This window comes from Tenacibaculum aestuariivivum, assembly GCF_964507685.1.
Lineage (GTDB): Bacteria > Bacteroidota > Bacteroidia > Flavobacteriales > Flavobacteriaceae > Polaribacter > Polaribacter aestuariivivum.
Window position 1 is genome coordinate 2,186,014 of sequence record NZ_OZ208414.1, and the last position, 26,420, is coordinate 2,212,433.

The following is a 26,420-nucleotide window of genomic DNA, read 5'->3' on the forward strand; positions in this document are numbered from 1 at the left end:
TTTAATAAATACATAGAGTAAAAAAGCCTTTAAATTAATTTAAAGGCTTTTTTACTCTATGTATTATATAATTTTATAAATTATCACAAACAGGTTTTACTGTTTGTATAATTCTTGAGGCAATTTTGTAAGGATCTCCATTTGAAGCAGGTCTTCTATCTTCTAAATATCCTTTCCAGCCGCTATCAACAGTTAAAATAGGAATACGAATTGAAGCGCCTCTATCAGAAATACCATAACTGAAATCGGTAATTGAAGCAGTTTCATGTAAACCTGTTAAGCGTTGGTCGTTGTGTGCTCCATAAATATCGATATGTTCTTTAGTTACGGGTCTAAATGCTTCGCAAACTTTCATATAAATTTCCTTAGAACCGCAAGTTCTTAATACGGTGTTTGAGAAATTTGCGTGCATTCCTGAACCATTCCAATCTCCTTTTACAGGTTTTGGATGATATTCAATATAATAACCATATTGTTCAGTTAATCTATCTAATAAATAACGAGCAATCCAAATTTCGTCACCTGCTATTTTAGCGCCTTTAGCAAATAATTGAAATTCCCATTGACCAGAAGCAACTTCTTGATTAATCCCTTCGAAATTTAATCCAGCATCAATACATAAATCAGCATGTTGCTCTACAAAATCTCTCCCATGTGTATTTCTTCCGCCAACAGAACAGTAATACATTCCTTGAGGTCCAGGATATCCGCCAACAGGAAATCCTAAAGGAAGTTGTGTTTTTCTATCCATGATAAAATATTCTTGTTCAAAACCAAACCAGAAATCGTTATTGTCATCATTAATAGTTGCACGAGCGTTAGATTCATGCGGAGTTCCATCAGCATTTAATACTTCATTCATTACTAAATATCCGTTAATACGAGCAGGATCAGGATAAATTGCAACAGGTTTTAAAACACAATCAGAAGCGCCTCCTGAAGCTTGTCTTGTTGATGAGCCATCAAAAGACCAATTTTTTAATTCCTCAAGAGTTCCTTGAAAATTTTCGTGTTCTTCAACTTTTGTTTTACTTCGTAGGTTTTGCGTTGGTTTGTAACCGTCTAACCAAATGTACTCTAACTTAATTTTTGCCATGATACTATAAGAATCTATATTTTTTATAATCAAATTCGATGCAAAAATAAATAATTTATATTGTATGTTAAAATTTATAGGGGTGAAAAACTTAAAATTAACTTTAAAATAATTTACCCCTATTTTTTATAGGGGTATTCTTTATAATTGATAAAATTGTGTACTTTTGATGTTCGATTTCATATCTTTTATTTCATTTTTTACACTTTATAAATATTTTATAACACCTATATATAATGTCAACTTTAAGATTTAGCGCTTTACAAGAAACTTTACATCGAAAACCTGTTTTTATAGAAGAGAAAGGACGTCGTTCAGAATTGTTTGGAAAAAATGTTTTCAATGAACAAGCGATGCGTCAATATATGACAAAAGATGCGTATAAAAGTGTGATGGATGCTATTGAATTTGGCACTAAAATCGATCGAAAAATAGCCGATCAAATTGCGGTAAGTATGAAAGATTGGGCATTGTCTAAAAATGCGACACATTATACACATTGGTTTCAGCCTTTAACGGGCGCAACAGCTGAAAAACACGACGCTTTTTTTGAAACAGTTCAGGGTGGAGGTGCGATGGAACATTTTGACGGTGGTAAATTAGTGCAACAAGAACCTGACGCTTCTAGTTTTCCGCACGGCGGGATAAGAAACACCTTTGAAGCCCGTGGATATACTGCTTGGGATCCAACATCACCTGCATTTATATATGGAACAACATTATGTATTCCAACAGTTTTTGTAGCCTATACAGGCGAAGCGCTAGACAATAAAGCACCGTTATTAAAAGCCTTGCAAGCACTCGACACAACAGCAACGGCAGTTTGTAAGTATTTTGATAAAAATGTATCAAAAGTAAATGCAACTTTAGGATGGGAGCAAGAATATTTTTTGATTGATACCGCTTTAGCAATTGCTCGACCAGATTTAATGATGACAGGAAGAACACTTTTAGGACATTCTCCCGCAAAAGGACAACAATTAGACGATCATTATTTTGGCTCAATTCCTGATAGAGTCATGAGTTTTATGCGTGATTTAGAACAAGAATCGATGCTTTTAGGCGTTCCTGTAAAAACACGTCATAATGAAGTAGCACCAAATCAATTTGAATTAGCACCCATTTTTGAAGAAGCTAATTTAGCCGTTGACCATAATTCATTATTAATGGATGTGATGGAAAAGGTATCACAGCGTCATCAATTTAAAGTGTTGTTTCATGAAAAGCCATTTGCGGGTATTAACGGTTCTGGAAAACATAATAATTGGTCTTTAGCAACAAGTACAGGTGTTAATTTATTGAGTCCGGGAAAAACACCTATGAAAAATTTGCAGTTTTTAACCTTTTTTGTAAATACTATTAAAGCGGTACATGATTATGAAGCGTTAATTAGAGCTTCTATAGCTAGTGCTAGTAATGATCATAGATTGGGAGCAAATGAGGCTCCTTTAGCAATTATGTCGGTATTTATAGGTTCTCAATTATCTGCTGTGTTAGACGAGTTAGAAAATGTAACCAAAGGAAAATTGTCACCAAAAGAAAAAACAGATTTAAAATTAAATATTGTTGGTAAAATACCTGAAATATTATTAGATAATACAGATAGGAATAGAACCTCTCCTTTTGCTTTTACTGGAGATAAATTTGAGCTCCGAGCTGTAGGTTCATGGGCTAATTGCGCAGGGCCAATGACTGTTTTAAATACTGTTATAGCTAAGCAATTAAAACAATTTAAAGTTGAGGTTGATGAGTTGGTTGATGTGAAAAATCTAAAAAAAGATGAAGCCATTTTTAATGTATTAAGAGAGTATATAAAGGCTTCTAAAAAAATTAGGTTTGAGGGTGATGGGTATGGTGTTGAGTGGGAAAAGGAGGCGAAAAAACGAGGGTTGAGTAATCATAAAACAACACCTGATGCTTTAAAAGCTAAAATTTCAGATAAATCAATTTTACTTTTTGAGGAAATGAATGTGATGAATAAGGTAGAGGTGGTTGCGCGTCATGAAATTGAGTTAGAGGAATATTCAATGCGTGTTCAAATAGAAAGTAGAGTGTTGGCTGATATAGCTAGAAACCATATAATTCCTATTGCTATTCAGTATCAAAATACTTTGATAGAAAATGTAAAAGGGTTAAAAGAAATTTTTGGAGATAGTTTTAAAAGCTATGCTAAAGAGCAAATAGATTTAATAAAAAAAATATCAGCACATATTGCAGCTATAAATTCTAATGTTGAAAAAATGACAGAAGAGCGTAAAAAAGCAAATAAATTAAAAGGGCAGAAAAATGCAGATATATACTGTAGTAAAGTAAAACCATTTTTTGATGAAATTCGTTACCATTGCGATAAATTAGAGTTAATGGTAGATGATAATTTATGGCCTTTAACAAAGTATAGAGAATTGTTATTTATTCGATAAAAGAGTAGTTATAGAAAGAATTAAATAAAAATTAAATAGGAAACCCTTTTGAATTCTTTTAAATTTGCAGTCAACAACAACATAACACATGAGTAACGAAGTTTCTAAACGCTACGCACAACGCGGAGTATCGGCATCTAAAGAAGATGTTCACAATGCTATAAAGAATATTGATAAAGGTTTATTTCCAAAAGCTTTTTGTAAAATAGTTCCTGATTATTTGACTAATGATGATGATTATTGTTTGATTATGCATGCAGACGGAGCCGGAACAAAATCTTCGTTAGCATATATGTATTGGAAAGAAACAGGTGATATATCTGTTTGGAAAGGAATTGCACAAGATGCATTAATAATGAATATTGATGATTTATTATGTGTTGGTGCTACTGATAATATTATGTTATCATCTACAATTGGACGTAATAAAAGTAAAATTCCTGGTGAAGTTTTAGCAGCAATTATCAACGGAACGGAAGAGTTAATCGAAGATTTAAAAGGTTTTGGTGTAACGATTCATTCAACAGGTGGTGAAACTGCTGATGTTGGTGATTTAGTACGTACAATTATTGTAGATTCTACTGTAACAGCTCGTATGAAACGTACTGATGTTGTTGATAATGCAAACATTAAAGCTGGTGATGTAATTGTTGGTTTAGAATCTTTTGGACAAGCAAGTTATGAAACTGAGTATAATGGTGGAATGGGTTCTAACGGATTAACATCTGCTCGTCACGATGTTTTTGATAACTATTTAGCAACAAAGTATCCTGAAAGTTATGACGCTGCTGTTCCTGCGGATTTAGTATATTCTGGAAAAACAAAATTAACAGATGCTGTTGAAAACTCTCCAATTGATGCAGGTAAATTAGTTTTATCACCAACAAGAACGTACGCACCTATTATTAAAGAAATTTTATCAAAATTTAATTCAGATACTGTTCACGGAATGATTCATTGTTCTGGTGGAGCACAAACTAAAATTTTACATTTTGTAGAGGCACTACATATTGTAAAAGATAATATGTTTCCAATACCTCCTTTATTTAAGTTGATACAAGAACAATCTAAAACAGATTGGAAAGAGATGTATCAAGTATTTAACTGTGGGCATAGAATGGAGCTTTATGTATCTCCAGAAGTAGCTGAAGATATTATAGCGATTTCTAAATCATACAATGTAAATGCTCAAATTGTAGGTAGCGTAGAAGCTTCTGAAACTAAAAAATTAACTATAAATAGTGAATTCGGAACTTTTGAATATTAAATAAAAGTACCTAAACGACTATTTTAATAGTATTAAATTATTTAAACCTAAACAATGTTTTTATTGTTTAGGTTTTTTTATTGGTTAATTTTAAATAGGGATTTATGTGGTTTTTAGATAAAATAATAGCCAAGAAAAAGGAGTAAGTGAAGTTGAATATAGGTTGGCTTGCAATTTTAAAATCGTACAAAAAAAGGTGTTAAAGAATCGATAAAATATTGCTATAAAAGTGATTACTTCGTTATTTTTGTTTAGAATAAGAATAAAAAAGATGTGGAAAGTACATTACGATAAAGTAAGTAAAGAAAATCATCCTCCTGCTTATACATTGAGCCAGGCATTAGTTTTAATGAAAGGTAAAGGTGATTTAAGCGGATTTAAAGCTATTGATTTAGGCTGTGGTAATGGTGTAGATACTTTTGCTATGTTAAGTGAAGGTTTAGAGGTTTTGGCTATAGATAAAGAGTCAGATTCTTTGCTACATATACAAAAGTATATAAATACTGAACATACATCAAAGGTTAACTTTAAAAATACCTCTTTTGAAAGTTTAAAAGAGTTGCCTTCTGTTAATTTGGTTAATACAACCTTTTCTTTGCCTTTTTGCCATCCAGATAAATTTGAAAACCTGTGGACTATTATTCTTAAAAGTATTAATGCTAAAGGTTTCTTTTCTGGACATTTTTTTGGAAAAGAAGATTCATGGAGTTCTAATAATGAAATGATTTTTCATGATGAAAAAGGAATAAAGAGTTTATTTGAAGATTTTGAATTGTTATACTTTAAGGAAACTACCAAAAAAGGAAAAACATTGTCTGGAAAAGAAAAATTTTGGCACGTTTTTCATGTTGTAGCTCAAAAAAGGTAGTTACCTTAATAAATAAACTTTCTGTTTTTTTTATGAGGTTAGTTATAGTTTTTGAAGAGTTCGTTGAGATATAATCCATAAAACAAAGCTGTAGAGTATACTTTCTAATACAAGACCGTAATATACTCCTTGAATATCATGATATTTTGTAAAAATGAATATAATGGGTACGAAAAGAAATAGTTGGCGACCTACAGGTAATAAAGTAGCTAATTTAGCTTTACCAATACTTTGAAAAAGTACGATACTACTAGATGATATTGGAATAAAGAACAAAATACACAATATCATTTGTAAATTGAATATTTCTGTTTGATTAAGCTCTTTGTTTGGTAGCATAATATTAATTAATATTTCAGGAAATAAAAATATAGGTGTTACCAATATTAAGGCAAGTATGGTACCAGCCAACCTATAAATAGATACACATTTAAGGCATCTATGTATTTTTTTAGCTCCGTAATTTATTCCGATAACAGGTTGCATTGATTGAAAAAGACCTAAAACAGGAATAGCTAAAAAAGAGAATAATCTAAAAGTAGCATTAAAAAATGCCATTGCCTCTAAGTTTCCATATAAAGCAACTAGCCTAAACAATATAAATTGCCTAAATATATTAGATAGTTGCATTGAAAACGCTGAAAAACCAATACTTAAAACACTTTTAAGAATTTTAGGTTCTAATTTTATACGAAACTTAGTGGTGCTAAAAGTTGCTTTTCTTCGTATAAAATATAAAGATGTTAATAAACTGTATAAAACCATTGTAAGAATACTGCTCCAAGCAGCACCAGCAACCCCCATGTTAAAAACACCGATAAATAAAGGGGTTAACAAAAGATTTAAAATTACAGAAATTAAGGTGAAGCGCATTGCTTGCCCTATTTTACCTTCTGCACGTATTAAGCCATTGGCAGAAAGCCCATAAATACTAAAAAAAGCACCAAGAATATATATGCTATAATAATCTAAAGCATAGGTAAATAATGCTGCTGATATACCTAATAAAGAAACTATTTCATGAGAAAAAATAATACCAGGTATGATTATTATAGCAGCCCCGATTAGGGATAAGGCTATCATATTTGGAATGATTTTTTGTTGAATTTCAGTATTATTTGCACCTATGGCTCTACTAAGAACCGATGCAGAACCAGCAGCTACAAAAACGGTAACACTTGTAACAACTAACATTAAGGGAAATAACATTGAAATTCCTGTAAAGGCCTTAACTCCTATAAAATAACTAGTATAAAATATATCAACGAGTCCGTTAATAGATATAACCATCATTCCTAAAATACTAGGAGTAGAAAGTTTTAGCATAAGTTTCCAAAGGTTGTCATTCAGAAAGTCAGGCTTTTTTTTATGTTTTAGCATCGTGAATTTCATTGAAAAATATTTTAGGAGTCTATTTTTTAAAGACTTTAGTGAAAATAGTTTTATTGAAAAAAATGAATGATAAACCAAAAAGGAAAAAAGAGATGCTTATAATTTCTATTAAACTGCTTCTAATGTTTTTAATTTTAGATGAGTTGTTTGTGTTCAGATTAAATTTAGGGAGGTTTTTATAATCGTTATTTGTTATTTGTTTATTTAAAAAAAGTCTGTCAAAATAAAAGTGAGTAATCTCTTTATGGAAATTCGTAATTGACTGATGAAAGTCTTGAAAAATTGCAGCATCCGTTTCTGTAATTTTATTTAAAATGTTTTGAGTATTTACTGCAGGGTTTGCCCATTGAAATAATGAAATCCATTTTTGACGTAACTGAATTTGGTTAAAATAATCAACAACTTTCTTTTTGTGATGGTTGTCGTTTAGAGCGGTAAAAGCTGCATAAGCTTTAGGCATTGTGTTTATATCAATTAAAGCTTTGGCTTCCTTTAAATCATCACGATAGTGTAGGTATTCACGAATTACAGACTTGGCTTCGTTTATGTCTTCTTCGTTTTCAAGACTTTTTCTTCGGGTAATATCTGCAAGTGACATATTATCTATTGGGTACGCGATATTGGCATATACATTTATTACAGCAGGTAAAACAATTAGAAATAAAAGCCATAACCCAGCAGCAGAAATAGCCGTTAGAGAAGAGTTTTTTTTAAGACTAACTAAAAAGAACATTAAGGTAAACCAAAAACTGAAGTAGCATAAAATAGCGGTTATCCATAGCGTAATGGTTAAGATTTTTACATTCGTGGCTATTAAAAAACCAATAGAGGATAAGAGAAATGCTATGCATGCAATTAATACGTAGTAAAAAGAAATTCTAATTAATAATATTTTACTTAATCCTACGGTTTGTAATTTTAGTAATGGAAGCATCCCGTTTTCTTTTTCTTCAGCATACAATCCGTAAGTAAAAACGATTATAAGTAAGGGGAATAAGTAAATAAGGACAAAAGAAAGGTCAAAATTTCCAATGTATAGTTTAAGAGGGTTGGCTAATTCATTTTCAAATAATTGATAATACAGACTCGTAGCTGTTAGTTTACGGTAATAAGGTTCTATATCTCTTTGCCCTAATGACATGTGCGCTAAATTATGAGGATTTAAAACAGCATGATATTCATGTCTGTACCATGCATAGGCAGGGTCGGAAGCTATATTAAACAGTTGTTTTTCTTTAACGGATGTGTGTTTGTTAGTAAAACTTTTTTTATAGTTTTCAAATTCATTTTTTTCAATGCTTTGAACATTTTCGATTGTTTCTTGTTGCTTTGTTATTATAGAGTTTCCATAATATATGGCGTAGATACCTAAAAGAACAATCGATGTTAATAGAATCATTTGAAAGATGTTTCTAATAATAGAAATACCTTCACGTTGCCATAATAGTAAAATTAACTTCATATTATTTTGCTTTTAAAAGTAGAAGGTGTCAGAAAGAGTATTGCTAAAAACCAAAGAGCTAATGAAGCTAGTTCTATTTTGTAATACTTTAATGTTTTAGTCACAATAAGTGCTTGGTATTTGAAATCTGAGATTGTTTCCCACAAGTTTCTTCCAGCTTTGTATTCATAAAACTCACCATAGCGTGAGTTTTTTGCCATATCATAATTCATTGTTCGTATTAAATGTCGGCGGTAAGTTTTTGTTTTTCTTTGAAAATCATTAAAACTATGCCAGTCAGTTGCAGAGATGGCCATAGAAAGGTTTCTAATTGCTATATAAGGGGCTATAAAACTCATTAAACTTTCTGTTTTATTTTGAAGTTCAAACTTTTCATGAAGTTTTTTTTCATGAAAATCGTATACTTTATTAGCATATTCTTCGCCTTCTTGCATTTCTATTCCACTAAAATTTAAGGGGAGTTTATGAATGGAATCAACATTATATTCTTGTAAATAATTTTCTTTTAGTCTGACTAACCTTTCTTCTTTAGATTCATTTATTGCCATTCCATTTGCAATATCATGTTGTATACCTTCTTTGTATATTTTCATAGAAGGTAAAGGGTGTAGCGTTTCTCCCAAATTTGCTGAGGTTTTTGGGATAATAATTCCTGTTACGACCCAAAATATTAAAAGAGTTAAAAGGGCACTTCTAGAGCTAGAAGCTTTAAGAGAAATCCATACCGAAAAATTTGTAAAAATCCATAAATAACCAATGTAAAGAAGAAAAAGAAGTAGGGTGCGAAACCCTATATTATTTATTGCTGAACTATTTGTTTCATTTAAACCTACGGTATACAAGCCTATGAAAAAAGGAACTATTATTACTAAAATAATTACAAAATAGGCTAAGACTTTACCTATATAAATAGACCTTATTGAAGTACCTTGACTAATTAAGAGTTTAAAGGTTCCTGTTTTTCTTTCTTTAGTAAAAGTTTGAAATGTTATAAATATAATAAGAAGTGGTAATAATAGTTGAAGTACCAAGGCTGCGCTTAATTCACCAAAACGAATCATATTCCCGTAACCTTGTGCAGGCCTAAACATAAATTCATGAGGATAATGCGCTTCTAAATAAACAGAAGTTCCAGTATAGGTGTCTAAACCAAAATCAAAAAGGCTAAGAGGTGTTTTTTGTTTAAAAACAAAGGTACCGTAGTGTGCAGCAATATGGGGATGTTTGTGTCCTTGATCTAGCCATTCAGTTCTTCTTTCTTTTTGGGCGGTTTCTACCATTGCAGTTTGATGTTTATAAGCAATGTGGCCTCCATATACAGCAAAACCCAAAAGAACTATAATTATGGTAAATAAAATTTTTAAGGAATTTTGCCTCATTACACTCGTAAGCTCCTTTTTAGCAATTAAAAAGATTTGATTTTTCATCTATTTAAATTTTTATAGATATCTGTTAAATACACAGCTTGGTTTGGTTTTAATGTTTTTATTGCCACTTCATATTAAGTGTGCATATGTTTTAAGTATTTTTTCTCTAAATCTTGAAAAGAGACTTGATCAGATTTCATTAAATCAACTAAAAGACCTTCTTTCATGATTCCTATTTGAGTACCAGTGTCTTTGGCACGAAAAAGATCGTGAGTCGCCATTAAAATGGCGACTTTTTGTTCTTTCATCTCTAGTAAAAGTTGTGAAAATTCATTACTTGCCTTAGGGTCTAATCCAGATGTAGGTTCATCTAATAGTAAAATTTTAGCTCCTTTTGCTCTTGCTAAAGCAATACCTACCTTTTGTCGCATTCCTTTAGAGTAGCTACTTACTCTTTTTAATATGAAATCTTCTTGCAGTCCTGATTGTGAAAGTAAAAAAGCTAATTCATTTTTTTTTTGATTTCCACCTTGAAGACCACAAAAAAAATGAAGATTTTCAAGTCCTGTCATATCTTGGTATAGTTGAAGGTTTTCAGGAATATAGGATAACCACTGTTTGGTTTTTTTAGGGTATTTCTCTATATCAAAACCATTAACAAAAGCTTTTCCAGAAGAGGGTGCTATAAAATTTAAAAATAAGTTTATAGTAGTCGATTTTCCAGCACCATTTGCGCCAAGCAGGCAAAAAATATCACCTGCTTTTATGTTTAAATTTAATGAATTTAGTGCGGTAAAATCACCATATTTTTTTGTAAGATTTTCAGCTTTTAACATGTTTTTTATTCGTTATTTAAATCTTCTAATCCTGTTATGTATCCTCCGTTAGATGTAAATAATTTACTAGAGGTATTTGTTGTAGTATCAAAACTAAATACAGCATTTTCATCATTGGTAGCTGTTGTGAATAGTAATTTATTATCCTTGTAAGGAAAGATTATCATTCTACGTGAACCATAGGTTGTTGGAAGCCCAGGTACAGCTCCTAAACTTGTTTTATTTTCTAGGTCTAACTCAAAATATTTAAATTGTGGCTCACCTGTACTAAATTCATAAAAATCAGTTTCATCTTCAACTTTTGTTGTAAAACTTCTTCCATTAGGCATTTGGTATATCCCATAGCACACGTTTCCTGTAGCGTTTTCCATGTCCATAAAATAGTCTAGGTCAAAAGAGGTTTGTCCATTACTTATTTTTAAGAGTCCACTAGGGCTGTTACCTCCACTTAGTTTAGTTCCTAAACCTTGTACGTAAATATCACCATTAGTAGTTTTTATCATTCCTGTATTAGCTGCTTGTCCTCCAAAAACCATCCCTGTTCTTTTATCAGATATAATTTTTTCTACTACTTTTTGGTTTAAATCAATTACTGCAACATAAGCTGAGTCGTTTAACGGAGTGAAATTATTTTCGTAATGTAGGCCCATAAATAACTTACTATTTCGTGCCATCATATCTAAATAATAAGTACGAGTAGCTTCAGGAAATCTTTTAGTAATTGATGTTAAACTTACCTCTCCTGTAATACGCATTGTGGTAGGGTTAAAAATGATAAGTTTTGAAATACCACCAGCAACAGATGCATAGGCAATATTTTCATTTTCAAAATAAACTGTAGAAAAAGTATTCGCTCCAGGAACTACAATTCGTTCTTCTTCAATAGTCTCTCCATTATCATTAAATGAGTATTTAACTAATGTTGCGGGAGCTCCAAAAGGTGATGCATATAATGCTTTGTTATAAGAAATTGTTCCTGAATTTCCATTTAACTCTAAAGCATTTTTGTTTTCTAAAGTAGAAAAGTTTAAATCTTCGACACCTTGTATATAAGAGGTTTGATTAGGCCATGCACCACTTACAGTAGTAATACCAAAGTTTAGTACAATAGGATTTGAGCTGTCATTTGGAGTATCATCGTTACAACTTATTATTGTAAAGGTTAATGTAGCGTAAAATAATAATGTTTTTATTTTTTTTAAAAATTGTTTTTTCATTTTCTTTGTGTTTAATTTCTCGTTTTTTCGAGTTAACGGTTAAATTTATTTAATTAAGGTTCTAAGTGTTATACTAAATGCTCTTCCTGGACGCTGTGCACTAAAATTATCGAATACTTTGTTATCTAAAATATTTGTGACTTCAGAAGTAATAGCCCAATGATTAGAAGGGTGTGAAATAGTTATTCCTATGTTTTGAGTAAATTGAGAAGGAATTGTTTTTTTGAAATCTTTGTTTCCATCTACAGCCCAATAGAGATAAAATTCATTAACATAATTGGCAGACCACCAAGCTGAAATGTTATTTTTTGTACTTAGAAATTTCTTTCTATGATATCGGATTTCCGTGTTTCCAAAAAGATAAGGGATGTTAGGTAGTCTTGCGTTAAAATAACCATTGTCTACTGATCCTGTACTACTTTTAGGAGAGCGATTTCTTAAATCTTGATAAGTAACGTTTGCTTTTAGGTCAAGTGTCTTGAGTGGGCTATATCGTATTTCGGTATCTATACCAAGCGTACGTGATTTTAAGAGATTTTGATATTGAGCATAAAACTTTGATGTACGTAGCCAAATAACATTATTTGTATTACGATAAAAAAGATTGGTATCCCAATTAATTTTTTTTGAGTTTAACTGAAAATCTAAATTTAAATTATGACTTTGTTCTGGTTTTAAAAAAGGATTAGATTTTACTAATGTAAAATCACCAAAAAGTTCTATTTCATCAGGAAGCCTAGTAGCATATTCATAAGAAGATTTTATCAAAAAATTCTTAGAAAAACGGAATCTTAGAGATTGTAGAAAACCGAAATTTGTTGTTTTTTGTTTGCTTGGAATGTATTCCATATTTTGAATTTCATAGCCATTAGCATTCATCCAAAAATGCTTTACACCTGTATAGGTCGTTAAATTTTTTGAAAAATTGTGTTCATATGCCAAGCCAGTAGCGTTTTTTAAAAGACTGGTAGGGTTTGCAAAAAAGTCTTCTCCATAAAACTCAGCAGCAATTGGGTCTTTTCCTATTCTTTTAGACCAAGCTGAAAATATATTTAGGGTAAAATTACCTTTTAACCATGGGCTGTATTTTATGTTAATTCTGTTTAAGAAGTTTTGTGAAGTAAATTTTAAATTATTTCGAGAGGCTGAAATTTCACCACCATCTGTTCGTTTGTCAAAAATTTTACCATCCCAAGTATAGATATTTAAAGAGGTATCTATAAAATTACTTTTAGTATTGTTATAAGCAGTGTACCATTTTAGGTTAGTGTTGTTTAAAATTTCCTTTTTTCCATATTCTAAAGAAGTACCTAAAGTAGCTTCATCGTATGTAACCTCACCATAAGGTTGTGCCATAATTGCATTATGTTGAATATCATCTTTTAAACCTGAAAAACGCACATTGAAAACGAAGCTATCAGCATAAGTTTTATCGTAAACTCCTGTATAAAAATTTAATAGATAATTAGAAAATTTATCATGAAAACGCTTAACTGTTACAGGTTTTGGATTTCCAAATTCATTAGGAATTTCAACATCTATTTTATAATCATTATCAGAGTGGTTATAAAAAGAATGAATTCCAAACATCCAATTTTTATTGGTGTTTACGAATTGACTATTTACATTTATTTTATGACTATTAAATGAGCCAGCTGAGTAGGAAGCATCGAGATAATCGGTATATGATTTTCGAGTAATAATATTTACTGCACCGCCAAGAGCATCAGCACCTAAGTTAACAGGAACAACACCTTTGTAAACTTCTATTTGGTCTATTAAGCTTGCTGGTAATACGTTTAAACCTAGGCCTGAACCGAAATAAGATATTGGAATTCCATCTATAAAAAAAGGGATAGATTTTCCAGTCATTCCATTTACGTAAATTTTTGAATCACTACCAAAACCACCTGTTTGTCTAACATTTACTCCAGGAATTTGTTTAATAATATCACTAGTATTTGTATTTCTTTCTCTAAATTTTTTCATTTTTAGAATCGATACACTTGCTGTACTTTCTCTTTGTTGTTGAGTTTTTGATTTACTCGTAATAGCTATTTCTTTGAGTTGGTTTTGTTTAGGAGTTAAAGAGATCTTAATTTTAGTCTTTTTAGAAGTGTTTATTGTAATGAAATTAGTTTCAAAACTAATATGAGAAATCTCTAGAGTATAAGTATCTTCAGATAAATTTTTTAAGTTGAAAGTACCATTTTTATTAGTAATGGTTCCTTTATTTGTTTTTAGTATTTGTATATGAGCTCCTGCAAGAGGAGTTTGTTTATTATCTGTAATTATTCCTATAATACTCTTATTTTGAGAAAATGCGTAATTACTTATTAATAGGCAGAATAGTAGTAGTTTTACAATTTTCATTAATTTTTTTTAATATTTAGAATTTCTGTTGTTATAATTTTATTTGTTTAATGAGTCCTTGTTCATACATTTCTTTAAATACATCGATTTCTTCCTTAGAAAGACTGTCTTTATTTAATAGTCCATCTGATTTATCCCATAAATCTTTAGCTTCAGGTGAAAGCCAAAAAGCTTCATCATCATCTTTTTTCAGTAAACAATCCAATTCTTTTTTTTTACTGATAGATAGTATTTCCTGATTTCTGATTATATAATTGTTACTTTTTTCACTTAAGCTTAGTGTTTCCCTTTCTTCATTATAAAGTAAAAAAGCTTTTCCTTTGGGGATTAAAATATGTTTTGTTTCTTCTGGGTTCATTTCAAAAGCAGTAATATTTGTTTTCATACAACCGTTTAAATCAATATCTGTTTTTACAATTTTTACAGGAGTCGGTTCTTTTGAATTATTATGAATTATAGCTGTTTTTTTAGTTCCTTTTTCTGTTAAAGAGATAAGAGAAATTTTTTCTACCCAAAAATGATCATCAAGAGCTGTTTTTGAATATTTTACATTTCCATTATTATGAATTTCAGAAATAAGTGAGTATTTACCTAAAGGAGCATCTTTAGGTATATTATAGGTAAAATAGTAATGACGACCAGACTGTATGTTTGTTAAAATTTCTACAAGTTTTTCTCGTTTACAAGAACCTTTAAGGTAATCTGCTATTACTAACAAAGGAATGTTTTTATTTAAATATTTAGGTCCTTTAATAGATTCGAGCTCTTTTTCATCTTTGTTTGGGGTAGGAAAAGCAATAACATGTTTTTTAAAAAGCATGGTTATATTACCTTTAGGGTCTTTAACTCCAATTTTAACGAATGGACATAAATGAGTACCTTTTAAATGAGAGGTGTTGAAGTTCCAGTGTATTGTGACAGTACTACCAGGTATGGTTCTTTTTGGAAAAATACTCATTATTTACTTTTTCAATTTTTTAATATTTTCTTTGCTATATTTTTTCGGATATAATTCAAACCATTTATTTACAGTTTCTTCTCCAAAATAATCATAGGTAGTTGATAGGAGGAACTCTAGTTTTTTTAAATATTTTTTTCGTGATGTGTCGTATGAAATTTTTAACTCTTCTTTCTTTTGATCTTTTTCAGCTTTTGTAGCAGGAAGATGATGAAAGTAAGGGGTATTCATATATTCCTTACTAAACTTATGATATAGAGGTGTAAATAAGATTAGGTTGTGCCACATTTCATCTATAATTAGTAAGTCATCAGGTATAAAAACTCCTGGAATTTGACTTATGTATAAAAACTTCAGTGTTTCCGACAAGATATCTTCAACTTCAGTTTCTGGAAGATTATATATATCTATAAACCTCGATATTACATCTGCATCTGTGAATTCTAATAGGTTTTTTAATTGGCTTTCAGTTAGTTTTGTCATGTTTTGGTTAGTTTTTAACACTATTTTATAAAGCGGTAGAATTATTTCTACCGCTTATTTAAAACTACACTATAAAGTATGATGACAGTGCCCGCAATTGCTACAGTGTCCACTTCCGATAGGTTGCTTTGCTTTTTCAGCTAAAATTTTTGAGATAATTGATTTTTTAGTTTTCATAATTATACTGTTTAGTACTTGTGCCTACTCTGTTTAACAAGGTTTTCGGCTTTCCCTTTATGTTACTATAAAGTGTGATGACAATGTCCGCAATTACTACAATGTCCACTTCCGATAGGTTGTTTTGCTTTCTCAGTTAAAATTTTTGAGATAATTGATTTCTTAGTTTTCATGATGATTATATTTAATTTTTTTTACCTACTCTATAATTATAGGGTTTTCGGTTACCCCCTTTTATTGTAACATTTTTTTTAGATGAAAAAAATAGATAAGCGTAGACCTTCCTATATTAGGTGTTGTTTAATTTTTTCAAATAACTATCTTATTTCTAGTGTAATAAGTGTATGTGTTGAAAAAACAATAGTGTAGCCTGTGTTTTTAAGCAGTTTTCACTTTTATTTTTTTAGTGAAAAACTGTTTTCATTTCATTTATAAAACTTAAACATGCTTAAAAGCATAGTATATGTTGTTTTAAGTATGCCTAAATTTTATAAAGAAAGTGGGGTGTAAGTGAAAAAAATCTTACAGTTAAAAAGGAGGGGGGCGAGAAAATAGTTGATTAGAAGCAATAGTACTTGAGATAAGAAAATTATAGTTCTCTAATTTCTCTATCTGAATACCATATTTAATTTCTTTAAATGTGTAATCTATAATGTTAAATGGAAGCGTGGGGGTTATGTTGTGAGAAATAACGTAATCACAAGTAGTACAATCTGATGGGTGATTTTTATCGTCGTTATGAGACAGCATGTGTAAACCTGCCATTTTCATAGAAATGAAAATAACAAGAAGTAAATAGGTAATGCTATTTTTTAGACGATCACTTTTCATTAGAAGAAAACAATAGTATTTTTAATATATAGCCAAAAGTATAGTATTTTTTTGCAAATGCAACTAAATTGTGATAAAGATGCAACTAAATTGCGTTAAATATGTGTTTTTTACTAAGTTTGAGTAAGTTTTATTTTAGAAAATTTATTATTTTTTGTGACTTAGATCATGTTATAAAGTGTTTTATTTTGTTAATTTTGATTTATTTCAAAATAATCTAATTAGCTCGTAGAAATAATGAAATCAATAATAAAAGCTGCTTCTAAAACAACATATACAAAAATATTTACAAGACAAGAAGCTTTAGCAGCAGCTTTAAGTTATTTTAATAACGACGATTTAGCAGCAAGTGTTTGGTTAAATAAATATGCGTTAAAAGATTCTGACGGAAATATTTATGAAAGTACTCCGAATGATATGCATACTAGAATTGCTAAAGAAATAGCAAGAGTAGAACAAAAGTATAAAAACCCATTAACCGAAGCCGCTATTTTTGAGGTAATTAAAAATTTTAAATACATAGTTCCGCAAGGAAGTCCTATGGCAGGCATAGGAAATCCGTTTCAGGTAGGTTCTTTATCTAATTGTTTTGTAATAGGAAATGACGGAGCATCTGATTCTTATGGAGGAATTATGAAAATAGATCAAGAACAGGTGCAGTTAATGAAAAGGCGTGGAGGTGTTGGTCATGATTTATCACATATTAGACCCAAAGGGTCGCCAGTAAAAAATTCTGCCTTAACATCAACAGGAATTGTTCCTTTTATGGAGCGTTATTCTAACTCAACCCGAGAGGTTGCTCAAGATGGACGTCGAGGAGCATTAATGTTATCAGTATCAATTAACCATCCTGATTCAGAAGATTTTATTGATGCAAAATTAGCACAAGGAAAAGTAACTGGTGCAAATGTATCTGTTAGAATAGATGATGCTTTTATGAAGGCCGTAAAAAATGATACAAATTACATTCAAAAATATCCTGTTTTTAATGTTAATCCTAAAGTGTCAAAAACAATACCTGCTAAAAAATTATGGAAAAAAATAGTGCACAATGCATGGAAATCTGCCGAGCCTGGTATTTTATTTTGGGATACGATTATTAATGAATCAGTGCCAGATTGTTATGCTGATTTAGGATATAAAACAGTTTCTACCAATCCGTGTGGAGAAATACCTTTGTGTCCTTATGATTCGTGTAGATTATTAGCTATTAATTTATTTTCTTATGTAGAAAATGCGTTTACAAAAAAAGCTGTGTTTAATTTTGAATTATTCAAAAAGCATATTGTAATTGCTCAAAGAATGATGGATGATATTATTGATTTAGAATTAGAAAAAATTGATAAAATTTTAGAAAAAATAGCTTCAGACCCTGAGAGAGATGATGTAAAAGCAATTGAAAAAAACTTGTGGATGCAAATAAGGCATAAAGCTCAAGAAGGAAGAAGAACGGGTATTGGAATTACTGCTGAGGGTGATATGTTAGCGGCTTTAGGTATTAGATATGGAAGTAAACAGGGTAATAGTTTTTCAGAAAAAGTTCATAAAATATTAGCGTTAGAAACTTATAGAGCTTCGGTAAATTTGGCAAAAGAGCGCGGTGCTTTTTCAATATATAATGCTGAAAAAGAAATAAATAATCCTTTTATTTTACGTTTAAAAGAAGCTGATAGTAATTTGTACAATGATATGTTAACGTATGGTCGAAGAAATATAGCATTATTAACAATTGCACCAACAGGAACTACAAGTTTAATGACTCAAACATCATCAGGAATTGAACCTGTTTTTATGCCTGTGTATAAGAGAAGAAAAAAAGTAAACCCGAATGATAAGGATTCGCGCGTAGATTTTGTTGATGAAGTTGGTGATTCATGGGAAGAATACGTGGTTTTTCACCACAGGTTTAAGCAATGGATGGATGTGAATGGAATAGATTCGGCTAAAAACTTTTCACAAGAAGAGTTAGATGTGTTGATTAAAAAATCACCCTATTATAAAGCAACCTCTAATGATGTTGATTGGTTAAGTAAAGTTACCATGCAGGGTGCTGTGCAAAAATGGGTAGATCATTCAATTAGTGTAACTATTAATTTACCAAACGATGTTTCAGAAGATTTGGTAGGTGATTTGTATTTAAAAGCATGGGAAGTTGGTTGTAAAGGGGTAACGGTTTATAGAGATGGGTCACGCTCAGGTGTGTTAATTTCTAATGATGAGAAAAAGGAAGAGCGTACACAGAGTATGCTTACCTCTTTTCCTATTAAACGTCCAGAAATATTAGAGGCAGATGTTGTTCGTTTTCAAAATAAAAAAGAAAAATGGATTGCTTTTATAGGTTTGGTTGATGGTAAACCTTACGAAATTTTTACAGGTTTGGTTGATGATGAAGATGGAATTTTAATACCAAGATGGGTTGAAAAAGGTGCAATTTTAAAGAATAGAAATGAAGATGGAACTTCACGTTATGATTTTCAATACACCAATAAGCGAGGTTATAAAACAACTATTGAAGGGTTGTCGCATAAGTTTGATCCTGAGTTTTGGAATTATGCAAAATTATTTTCAGGTACTTTAAGACACGGAATGCCTATTGATAAAATTGTTGAGTTAATACAAAGTTTACAGTTGGATAGTGAATCGATAAATACCTGGAAGAATGGAGTGGTACGCGCGTTAAAGCGTTATGTTGAAGATGGTACAACGGCAAAAGGACAGGCGTGTGATACTTGTAAATCTACCGATTTAATTTATCAAGAAGGATGTTTAACTTGTAGTAGTTGTGGTTCGTCTAAATGCGGATAACTAAAAAATGTTTTTTTGGGTTAATATAAAGGCAATGTATAGGAGGTGATAATTGTTTTTTGTTAAGGTTGGTTGTTGCGTTTTTTTTGTAAAAAAGGAATGAGGCTTTTTGATATACCTGTATTTAATAGAAATGCTTAGCCCCGATTGTAGTATTTGTTTGAGCTCCTCGCAGAGAGCGAGTACGGAAAGCGGGAAATAGCTTCGCCTTTTTTTTATAGATGTTATTGTATTGGTGTTATTTAAAATATAGTAAAATGAATTTTTGAATTAATTCCGATAAAATCCGTAAATTCGCAAACCAGAAAAGCTAGAAGATGTTAGATAAATTAAGAATTATAAAGCAACGTTATGACGAGATTTCGGATTTAATTATCCAGCCAGATGTTATAATGGATCAAAAACGGTACGTTTCATTAAGTAAAGAATATAAAGATTTAGGCAAGGTTGTAAAAAAGGGAGATGAATATAAGAGCTTAATTGATTCTATTGAAGAGGCGAAAGAAATTATAGCAGACGGTAGTGATGCTGAAATGACAGAAATGGCTAAAATGGAAATGGATGATGCTAAAAAGCGTATTCCTGTTTTAGAGGATGAAATTAAATTTATGTTAATTCCTAAAGATCCTGAAGACGCCAAAAATGCCGTTGTTGAACTTAGAGCTGGTGCAGGTGGTGATGAAGCTAGTATTTTTGCTGGTGAATTATTTAGAATGTATACTAAATATTGCGAAAGTAAAGGTTGGAAGGTTTCTACGGTAGATTATTCGGAAGGAACAAATGGTGGTTTTAAAGAAATTCAATTTGAAGTTACAGGTGATGATGTTTATGGAACACTAAAGTTTGAAGCAGGAGTACACCGTGTACAACGTGTGCCGCAAACCGAAACTCAAGGACGTGTACATACATCGGCAGCTACGTGTATGGTTTTTCCAGAAGCTGAAGAGTTTGATGTTGAAATTAATCCAAAAGAGGTACGTATTGATTTTTTCTGTTCATCAGGTCCTGGAGGACAGTCGGTAAATACAACGTATTCAGCAGTGCGTTTAACGCATATTCCTACTGGTTTGGTTGCGCAATGTCAAGATCAGAAATCGCAACATAAAAATAAAGAGAAGGCTTTTAAAGTATTGCGTTCTCGTTTATATGAAATGGAGTTAGCTAAGAAAAATGCTGAAGATGCTTTAAAGCGTGGAACTATGGTTACTTCTGGTGATAGATCTGCAAAAATTAGAACCTATAATTTTCCGCAAGGGCGTATGACAGATCATAGAATTGGTTTAACATTATATGACTTGTCTAATATTATTAATGGTGATATTCAGAAAATTATTGATGAGTTAATGTTAGCTGAAAATACATCTAAATTAAAAGAGTTAGGAGAAACTATATAATAAAATAGTAATTATTACTATAAAAAAACACGTAATCAATTTGATTACGTGTTTTTTTTGTTAAAATAATGTTTGAGTTTTAAAGACAGAAAGGGTTTAAAAATAGTATTGATACTATGTGTTTTTTAACAAATTTCTCAATACTATTTGTTTTATTTAGCTAGTTTATAGCTCTTCAAATGAGTCTTCATCTTCTAAATAATCTTCCATAGTTTGTTCTAACATGGCGCTTATTTTGACAAGATATAGCGTGTCATTAGTTTTAATTTCTACCGCTTTGATAGTTTGTCCTGCGGTGTTTTTAAATGAAATTACATCGCTATAATCATAACCATCAGGATATTTTTCAATTAATAAATCTAAAATATCACGGGTTAGTTTTTTATAATCTACAATTATACGTTTCATTTTTACATTTCTAAAAGGTAAGCAAAAATTAATGGAGCAACAATAGTAGCATCACTTTCGATAATAAATTTAGGGGTGTCAATATCTAGTTTTCCCCAAGTAATTTTTTCATTAGGTACAGCACCTGAATATGAACCATAGCTTGTTGTTGAATCTGAAATTTGGCAGAAATAGCTCCAAAAAGGTGTATCTTCTCTTTCCATATCTTGATACAACATTGGTACTACACAAATAGGAAAATCGCCAGCAATACCTCCACCTATTTGAAAAAATCCAATTCCATTTTCAGAATTATCAGTATACCAATCAGCTAAAAAAGTCATGTATTCAATACCTGATTTCATGGTGTTAGCTTTTAACTCACCTTTCATTACGTAAGAAGCAAAAATGTTACCCATCGTAGAATCTTCCCATCCAGGAACAACAATTGGTAAGTTTTTTTGGGCAGCAGCATACATCCACGAATCTTTTAAATCAATTTCGTAATACTCTTCTAATACTCCTGAAAGTAATAATTTATACATGTATTCATGCGGAAAATAACGTTCATTAGCATCTTCGGCATCTTTCCATATTTTGAAAATGTGTTTTTGTAACCTTCTAAAAGCTTCATCTTCAGGAATACACGTATCTGTAACTCTATTTAAACCTTTTAGTAACAAATCCCATTCATCTTGAGGTGTTAAATCACGATAGTTAGGAATGCGTTTATAATGTGAGTGTGCTACTAAGTTCATTACATCTTCCTCTAGGTTTGCACCTGTACATGAAATAATGTGTACTTTGTTTTGACGAATCATTTCTGCAAATATTTTACCTAATTCGGCAGTACTCATTGCGCCAGCTAAGGAAACTAACATTTTTGAACCTTCAGCTAATTGTTTTTCGTACCCTTTAGCGGCATCTACTAAAGAGGCAGCATTAAAGTGTAAAAAGTATTTTTCTATAAAATTTGTAATTGGTTTATCCATTATAATATTTATTTTTTTTGAAGTTTACGTACCTCAAATATGTCTGTTCTTCTATCTTTTAAATTTCGTACGCTACCAAATTGATTTAAATCTTTTAATAAGTCTAAATCTACATCAGCAATTAAAATCATTTCGGTATTGGTGGTTGCTTCTGCTTTTATTCCGTTTGCAGGGAATGAAAAATCACAGGGTGTAAATACCATAGATTGTGCATACTGAATATCCATATTATTAACTTTAGGTAAATTACCAACACTACCTGCAATGGCTACATAACATTCGTTTTCAATTGCTCTTGCTTGTGCACAATGTCTTACTCTAGAGTATCCATTTTGAGTATCGGTTAAAAAGGGAATAAATAAAATATCCATACCTTCTTCAGCTAATAGTCTACTTAATTCAGGAAACTCAGAGTCGTAACAAATTAAAACACCTATTTTACCACAATCAGTATCAAAAGTTTTGAGTTCATTTCCTCCTTGCATTCCCCAAACTTTGGCTTCATCTGGAGTTACGTGTAGTTTTTCATAGCGTTCTGTAGTACCATCTCGTTTACATATATAGCCTACATTATATAGTAATTCATTTTTAATTTCTGGCATACTACCAGTAATAATATTGATATTGTATGTAATAGCTAACTCTGAAAATTTTTGAACTATTTTTGGTGTATATTTTGCTAATTCTCTAATTGCTTCTGATTCAGGTAGGTGGTTGTTGTCAGCCATTAAAGGAGCATTAAAAAACTCAGGAAATAAGGCAAAGTCAGACCTGTATGCAGAAACAGCATCTACAAAATACTCTGCTTGTTGCATTAGTTCTTCTAAATTTTTATACAAACGCATTTGCCACTGAATTAACCCTAAGCGGACAACTGTTTTTTTAGTTGTTGCTTTTTTTGATATTTTTTTATAATAAATGTTATCCCACTCTAATAGTACGGCAAATTCTCCTGAATTTTCATCACCTTCTAAATATCCATTTAAAATTTTTGTTGGATAAAAATCATTTGAAATCTGAAAGTTTAAAACAGGATCGTTAATTTCTTTTCGTTTTACTTTTGTTATATATTCTTTTGGTGATAAAGTTGCTGCAAACTTATGATAATTAGGAATTCTACCTCCAAAGGCAATACCTCTTAAGTTTAAATTTTCAGCAAGTTCTTTTCTATAATCGTATAATCTTCTACCTAAGCGTAAGCCTCGATATTCTGCTTTTATAAAAATATCTATTCCGTATAAAACGTCTCCATCTTCTTTATGGGTATCAAAAGTATATTTACCTGTAATATCTTCATAAGTATGTTTATCATCAAAACTATCATAATCTACTACAATTGATAATGCACAGCCTGCTAGTTCTCCATTAATTTTAATAACTACCTGTCCTTTAGGAAATTTATCTATTAAGCGTTTTATTTGTGATTCTTTCCAGTAAGAGTCGGGCATGGTTGAATAAGCTTCAATCATTGCTTTTTTTAATGCTTTATAATCATCAAGCGTTAAAAACTGTAGTTCTATATTTTCTATATTTTGAATCATTATTGAAACCTAAAAATCATTGTCATCATTATTTTTAAACTTTGTAAGTTTGCTAACAGTATTTGCGGTATTTATTTCTTCTACGTTATCGTATGTATCATTATTTAAAGAAAATTTATAACTCAACATTTTGTAGTACAATTTAGCGGCTAAAAAATCAGAAGATTTTTCTGTTTCATTAGGGCATAACTCTACAATATCAAAACCTACAACAGTGCGTTCATCAAAAACTCTTTTTAAGAATTCTAATGTTTCATAATAAAACAATCCTCCAGGTTCGGGAGTTCCGGTACTTGGCATTATTGAAGGATCTAGGGCGTCTAAATCAAAAGTAATAAATACGTTTCCGGTTAGTTGTTCAATAACATTATCCATCCAATATTCATTTACAGCCATATCATGAGCAAAAAAAGTTTTATCCATGTTCATAGCTGTTTTTTCAGAAGCATCCATACTTCTAATACCTACTTGTACTAAATTTGTGTTTTGGCTAGCTTCATAAACAGCACAAGCATGGTTGCATGATGAGCCTTGGTATTGTTTACGTAAATCAGCATGCGCATCTATATGTAATACTGTTAAGTTGTCAAAACATTCATTAAAAGCTCTAATTGTTCCAATAGAGATTGAATGTTCTCCTCCAAAAAGGGTTACAAATTTATTTTTATTGATGTACTTTTTGGTTGCTTGATGAACTGCTTCTACCATGTTTTCTGGTGATGAGTTTTCAAGTATGGCATCTGCTAAATAAATTCCTTCTTTATAAACCTCGCTATCAGTTTCAATATCGTATAACTCCATGTTTTCAGAAGCTTTTAAAAAAGCTTCCGGACCTTTATCAGCTCCTTTTTGCCAAGTACTTGTACCGTCGTAAGGCACAGGAATTAAAACGATATTAGCTGTTTCTAATTTTGCGTAATTTTCAGGAATCCCTGCGTATGTTGTATTATTTTTCATATCCTAAAATAGAAAGCAATTCCTCGCTTTTTTGTTGTTCTTTAAATAGTTTAGTAATTATATTTCCGTTAGTGTTTTTTGAAATTAATATGTGTTTTGGATGTGGAATTAAACAATGTTGTAAGCCTCCAAATCCACCAATAGTTTCTTGATAAGCACCTGTGTTAAAAAAACCAATATATAATGGTTTTTCTTTTTCGTAAGCAGGTAAATATATACCATTTACATGCTGTTCAGAGTTGTAATAATCATCACTATCACAAGTTAACCCTCCTAATAAAACGCGCTCATATCTATGATCCCATTTGTTTAAAGGAAGCATAATAAAACGTTTATTAATAGCCCATGCATCAGGTAAAGTGGTAATAAAAGAAGAATTAATCATATTCCATTTTTCACGGTCGTTTTGTTTTTTCTGATACAATACTTCATATACAGCCCCTCCAGCTTCACCTACAGTAAAACTTCCAAATTCTGTAAAAATATTAGGCACAGGTACTTCAGCTTCTTTACAAGTAAGGTTTATTTGGTTTATTATCTCGTCTACCATGTATTCATAATCGTACTCAAAAGCTAATGAGTTTTTAATAGGAAACCCTCCTCCAATATTTAAACTGTCTAATGTTGTGCATACTTTTTTAAGTTTAATGTAAACGTTTAAACACTTTAATAACTCGTTCCAATAATATGCATTGTCTCTTATTCCTGTATTGATAAAAAAGTGTAACATTTTTAACTCTACTTGTGGATTATTAGCAATTTCACGTTGATAAAAGGATACAATGTTTTTATATCCAATTCCTAAACGACTTGTGTAAAATTCAAACTTAGGCTCTTCTTCTGAAGCAATACGTACGCCTACCTTAAAGTTGCTTTTAGTTTCATTCAATATTAAATCAAGTTCTTCATAATTATCAATAATAGGAATACAGTTTGTGTGCCCACCATCAATTAAACTAGCTATATTGCTAATGTACTGGTCTCTTTTAAAACCGTTGCATAATACAAATGCATCATCACTTAGTTTACCTTCTTTTTTTAAAGTTTTTACAATATCAATATCAAAAGCCGATGAGGTTTCTATATGAATATCATTTTTAAGAGCTTCCTCTAATACATATTTAAAGTGTGAACTTTTAGTACAATAACTGTAGTTATAAGTTCCTTTATATTGGTGTTTTTCAATTGCTTTATGAAACCAATTTTTTGCTCTACCTATATTTTCAGATATTTTTGGTAAGTATGTGAATTTTAATGGCGAACCATATTGTTTCACTAACTCCATCATATCAATGTTGTGAAAAAATAAATTGTCATCTTCAGTATGAAATTCTGCTTGTGGAAAATCAAATGTTTGTTCTATTAAGTCTTTATATCTTGTATTCATTTTTTATATTGGTTATACCTGTTTTTAAAGCACAGGACTGCTGTTTAAAAAATTAGCTATAACAATAGGTTATGGCTTTTTTAAATTAAAAAACAAATAATACGGCTATCTTATAGCATATTTGTTAAACTCAAAAAAAAAATGAAAACTTATACAATTAATACCAAGCACTCGCCTGACTGACTATGAAAATACAGTGGCAAAATATAG

The 26,420-nt window shown here is 30.8% G+C and carries 20 protein-coding genes; 5 read left to right on the forward strand and 15 right to left on the reverse strand.

The window, feature by feature from the left end:
* Positions 1-73: 73 nt before the first annotated feature.
* Positions 74-1,096, reverse strand: coding sequence for a glutamine synthetase beta-grasp domain-containing protein (locus ACN5J4_RS09845; protein WP_233884021.1), 1,023 nt, complete (start codon positions 1,094-1,096; stop codon positions 74-76).
* Positions 1,097-1,332: 236 nt separating this feature from the next.
* Here ACN5J4_RS09845 and ACN5J4_RS09850 point away from each other — a divergent pair, with 236 nt between their 5' ends.
* The 3 genes from ACN5J4_RS09850 to ACN5J4_RS09860 all read left to right on the forward strand — a co-directional run bounded on the left by ACN5J4_RS09850 (position 1,333) and on the right by ACN5J4_RS09860 (position 5,651).
* Positions 1,333-3,516, forward strand: a complete 2,184-nt coding sequence (locus ACN5J4_RS09850) for a glutamine synthetase III (RefSeq protein ID WP_418649828.1) — start codon at positions 1,333-1,335, stop codon at positions 3,514-3,516.
* Positions 3,517-3,604: 88 nt separating this feature from the next.
* Positions 3,605-4,783 carry an AIR synthase related protein gene (locus ACN5J4_RS09855; RefSeq protein ID WP_418649829.1) on the forward strand — a complete coding sequence of 393 codons (1,179 nt, stop codon included), beginning with the start codon at positions 3,605-3,607 and terminating at the stop codon, positions 4,781-4,783.
* Positions 4,784-5,054: 271 nt separating this feature from the next.
* Entirely contained in the window at positions 5,055-5,651 is a 597-nt protein-coding gene (locus tag ACN5J4_RS09860) for a methyltransferase domain-containing protein (protein ID WP_418649830.1), read from the forward strand.
* Between the two features lie 42 nt (positions 5,652-5,693).
* Here ACN5J4_RS09860 and ACN5J4_RS09865 read toward each other — a convergent pair whose 3' ends face one another.
* From ACN5J4_RS09865 to ACN5J4_RS09905, 9 genes are all read right to left on the reverse strand, one after another.
* Positions 5,694-7,043: an MATE family efflux transporter gene (locus tag ACN5J4_RS09865; protein WP_418649831.1), complete on the reverse strand. Its 1,350-nt coding sequence runs from the start codon at positions 7,041-7,043 to the stop codon at positions 5,694-5,696.
* Between the two features lie 19 nt (positions 7,044-7,062).
* Positions 7,063-8,505, reverse strand: coding sequence for a DUF3526 domain-containing protein (locus ACN5J4_RS09870; protein ID WP_418649832.1), 1,443 nt, complete (start codon positions 8,503-8,505; stop codon positions 7,063-7,065).
* Positions 8,502-9,932, reverse strand: a complete 1,431-nt coding sequence (locus tag ACN5J4_RS09875) for a DUF3526 domain-containing protein (protein ID WP_418649833.1) — start codon at positions 9,930-9,932, stop codon at positions 8,502-8,504. Before ACN5J4_RS09875 ends, ACN5J4_RS09870 begins: the two co-directional genes overlap by 4 nt.
* 74 nt (positions 9,933-10,006) lie before the next feature.
* Positions 10,007-10,708: an ABC transporter ATP-binding protein gene (locus tag ACN5J4_RS09880; protein WP_418649834.1), complete on the reverse strand. Its 702-nt coding sequence runs from the start codon at positions 10,706-10,708 to the stop codon at positions 10,007-10,009.
* 5 nt (positions 10,709-10,713) lie between these two features.
* Positions 10,714-11,925 carry a DUF4374 domain-containing protein gene (locus ACN5J4_RS09885; RefSeq protein ID WP_418649835.1) on the reverse strand — a complete coding sequence of 404 codons (1,212 nt, stop codon included), beginning with the start codon at positions 11,923-11,925 and terminating at the stop codon, positions 10,714-10,716.
* A gap of 45 nt (positions 11,926-11,970) precedes the next feature.
* Entirely contained in the window at positions 11,971-14,298 is a 2,328-nt protein-coding gene (locus ACN5J4_RS09890) for a TonB-dependent receptor domain-containing protein (protein WP_418649836.1), read from the reverse strand.
* A 31-nt stretch (positions 14,299-14,329) separates the two neighbouring features.
* Positions 14,330-15,256 (reverse strand): hypothetical protein, encoded by a 927-nt coding sequence (locus tag ACN5J4_RS09895; RefSeq protein WP_418649837.1) that lies wholly within the window; start codon positions 15,254-15,256, stop codon positions 14,330-14,332.
* Between the two features lie 3 nt (positions 15,257-15,259).
* Positions 15,260-15,739, reverse strand: a complete 480-nt coding sequence (locus tag ACN5J4_RS09900; protein ID WP_418649838.1) for a hypothetical protein — start codon at positions 15,737-15,739, stop codon at positions 15,260-15,262.
* 705 nt (positions 15,740-16,444) lie between these two features.
* On the reverse strand, positions 16,445-16,681 hold the full coding sequence (locus ACN5J4_RS09905; protein ID WP_418649839.1) for a hypothetical protein: 237 nt from the start codon (positions 16,679-16,681) through the stop codon (positions 16,445-16,447).
* 303 nt (positions 16,682-16,984) lie between these two features.
* On the opposite strand from ACN5J4_RS09905, the gene ACN5J4_RS09910 reads away from it, so the two are divergent.
* Positions 16,985-19,552, forward strand: a complete 2,568-nt coding sequence (locus tag ACN5J4_RS09910; protein ID WP_418649840.1) for an adenosylcobalamin-dependent ribonucleoside-diphosphate reductase — start codon at positions 16,985-16,987, stop codon at positions 19,550-19,552.
* Between the two features lie 317 nt (positions 19,553-19,869).
* Positions 19,870-20,946 (forward strand): peptide chain release factor 1, encoded by a 1,077-nt coding sequence (gene prfA, locus ACN5J4_RS09915; protein WP_418649841.1) that lies wholly within the window; start codon positions 19,870-19,872, stop codon positions 20,944-20,946.
* 165 nt (positions 20,947-21,111) lie between these two features.
* Here the strand turns inward: prfA and ACN5J4_RS09920 are convergent, their stop codons facing one another.
* From ACN5J4_RS09920 to ACN5J4_RS09940, 5 genes are read right to left on the reverse strand one after another with little or no spacing between them, the layout of a single operon-like run.
* On the reverse strand, positions 21,112-21,354 hold the full coding sequence (locus ACN5J4_RS09920) for a hypothetical protein (RefSeq protein WP_418649842.1): 243 nt from the start codon (positions 21,352-21,354) through the stop codon (positions 21,112-21,114).
* A gap of 2 nt (positions 21,355-21,356) precedes the next feature.
* Positions 21,357-22,325, reverse strand: a complete 969-nt coding sequence (locus ACN5J4_RS09925) for a deoxyhypusine synthase family protein (protein ID WP_418649843.1) — start codon at positions 22,323-22,325, stop codon at positions 21,357-21,359.
* A gap of 8 nt (positions 22,326-22,333) precedes the next feature.
* Positions 22,334-23,866: a GNAT family N-acetyltransferase gene (locus ACN5J4_RS09930; RefSeq protein WP_418649844.1), complete on the reverse strand. Its 1,533-nt coding sequence runs from the start codon at positions 23,864-23,866 to the stop codon at positions 22,334-22,336.
* A 9-nt stretch (positions 23,867-23,875) separates the two neighbouring features.
* Complete coding sequence (gene speB, locus ACN5J4_RS09935) at positions 23,876-24,823, reverse strand: agmatinase (RefSeq protein ID WP_418649845.1); 948 nt, start codon at positions 24,821-24,823, stop codon at positions 23,876-23,878.
* Positions 24,813-26,210 (reverse strand): arginine decarboxylase, encoded by a 1,398-nt coding sequence (locus ACN5J4_RS09940; protein WP_418649846.1) that lies wholly within the window; start codon positions 26,208-26,210, stop codon positions 24,813-24,815. The genes speB and ACN5J4_RS09940 overlap by 11 nt, the downstream gene beginning before the upstream one ends.
* Between the last annotated feature and the right edge of the window lie 210 nt (positions 26,211-26,420).

Coding starts and splice junctions, on each gene's coding strand:
- ACN5J4_RS09845 (WP_233884021.1), bottom strand. CDS start 1,096: ATGGCAAAAATTAAGTTAGAGTACATTTGGTTAGACGGTTACAAACCA.
- ACN5J4_RS09850 (WP_418649828.1), top strand. CDS start 1,333: ATGTCAACTTTAAGATTTAGCGCTTTACAAGAAACTTTACATCGAAAA.
- ACN5J4_RS09855 (WP_418649829.1), top strand. CDS start 3,605: ATGAGTAACGAAGTTTCTAAACGCTACGCACAACGCGGAGTATCGGCA.
- ACN5J4_RS09860 (WP_418649830.1), top strand. CDS start 5,055: ATGTGGAAAGTACATTACGATAAAGTAAGTAAAGAAAATCATCCTCCT.
- ACN5J4_RS09865 (WP_418649831.1), bottom strand. CDS start 7,043: ATGAAATTCACGATGCTAAAACATAAAAAAAAGCCTGACTTTCTGAAT.
- ACN5J4_RS09870 (WP_418649832.1), bottom strand. CDS start 8,505: ATGAAGTTAATTTTACTATTATGGCAACGTGAAGGTATTTCTATTATT.
- ACN5J4_RS09875 (WP_418649833.1), bottom strand. CDS start 9,932: ATGAAAAATCAAATCTTTTTAATTGCTAAAAAGGAGCTTACGAGTGTA.
- ACN5J4_RS09880 (WP_418649834.1), bottom strand. CDS start 10,708: ATGTTAAAAGCTGAAAATCTTACAAAAAAATATGGTGATTTTACCGCA.
- ACN5J4_RS09885 (WP_418649835.1), bottom strand. CDS start 11,925: ATGAAAAAACAATTTTTAAAAAAAATAAAAACATTATTATTTTACGCT.
- ACN5J4_RS09890 (WP_418649836.1), bottom strand. CDS start 14,298: ATGAAAATTGTAAAACTACTACTATTCTGCCTATTAATAAGTAATTAC.
- ACN5J4_RS09895 (WP_418649837.1), bottom strand. CDS start 15,256: ATGAGTATTTTTCCAAAAAGAACCATACCTGGTAGTACTGTCACAATA.
- ACN5J4_RS09900 (WP_418649838.1), bottom strand. CDS start 15,739: ATGACAAAACTAACTGAAAGCCAATTAAAAAACCTATTAGAATTCACA.
- ACN5J4_RS09905 (WP_418649839.1), bottom strand. CDS start 16,681: ATGGCAGGTTTACACATGCTGTCTCATAACGACGATAAAAATCACCCA.
- ACN5J4_RS09910 (WP_418649840.1), top strand. CDS start 16,985: ATGAAATCAATAATAAAAGCTGCTTCTAAAACAACATATACAAAAATA.
- prfA (WP_418649841.1), top strand. CDS start 19,870: ATGTTAGATAAATTAAGAATTATAAAGCAACGTTATGACGAGATTTCG.
- ACN5J4_RS09920 (WP_418649842.1), bottom strand. CDS start 21,354: ATGAAACGTATAATTGTAGATTATAAAAAACTAACCCGTGATATTTTA.
- ACN5J4_RS09925 (WP_418649843.1), bottom strand. CDS start 22,325: ATGGATAAACCAATTACAAATTTTATAGAAAAATACTTTTTACACTTT.
- ACN5J4_RS09930 (WP_418649844.1), bottom strand. CDS start 23,866: ATGATTCAAAATATAGAAAATATAGAACTACAGTTTTTAACGCTTGAT.
- speB (WP_418649845.1), bottom strand. CDS start 24,823: ATGAAAAATAATACAACATACGCAGGGATTCCTGAAAATTACGCAAAA.
- ACN5J4_RS09940 (WP_418649846.1), bottom strand. CDS start 26,210: ATGAATACAAGATATAAAGACTTAATAGAACAAACATTTGATTTTCCA.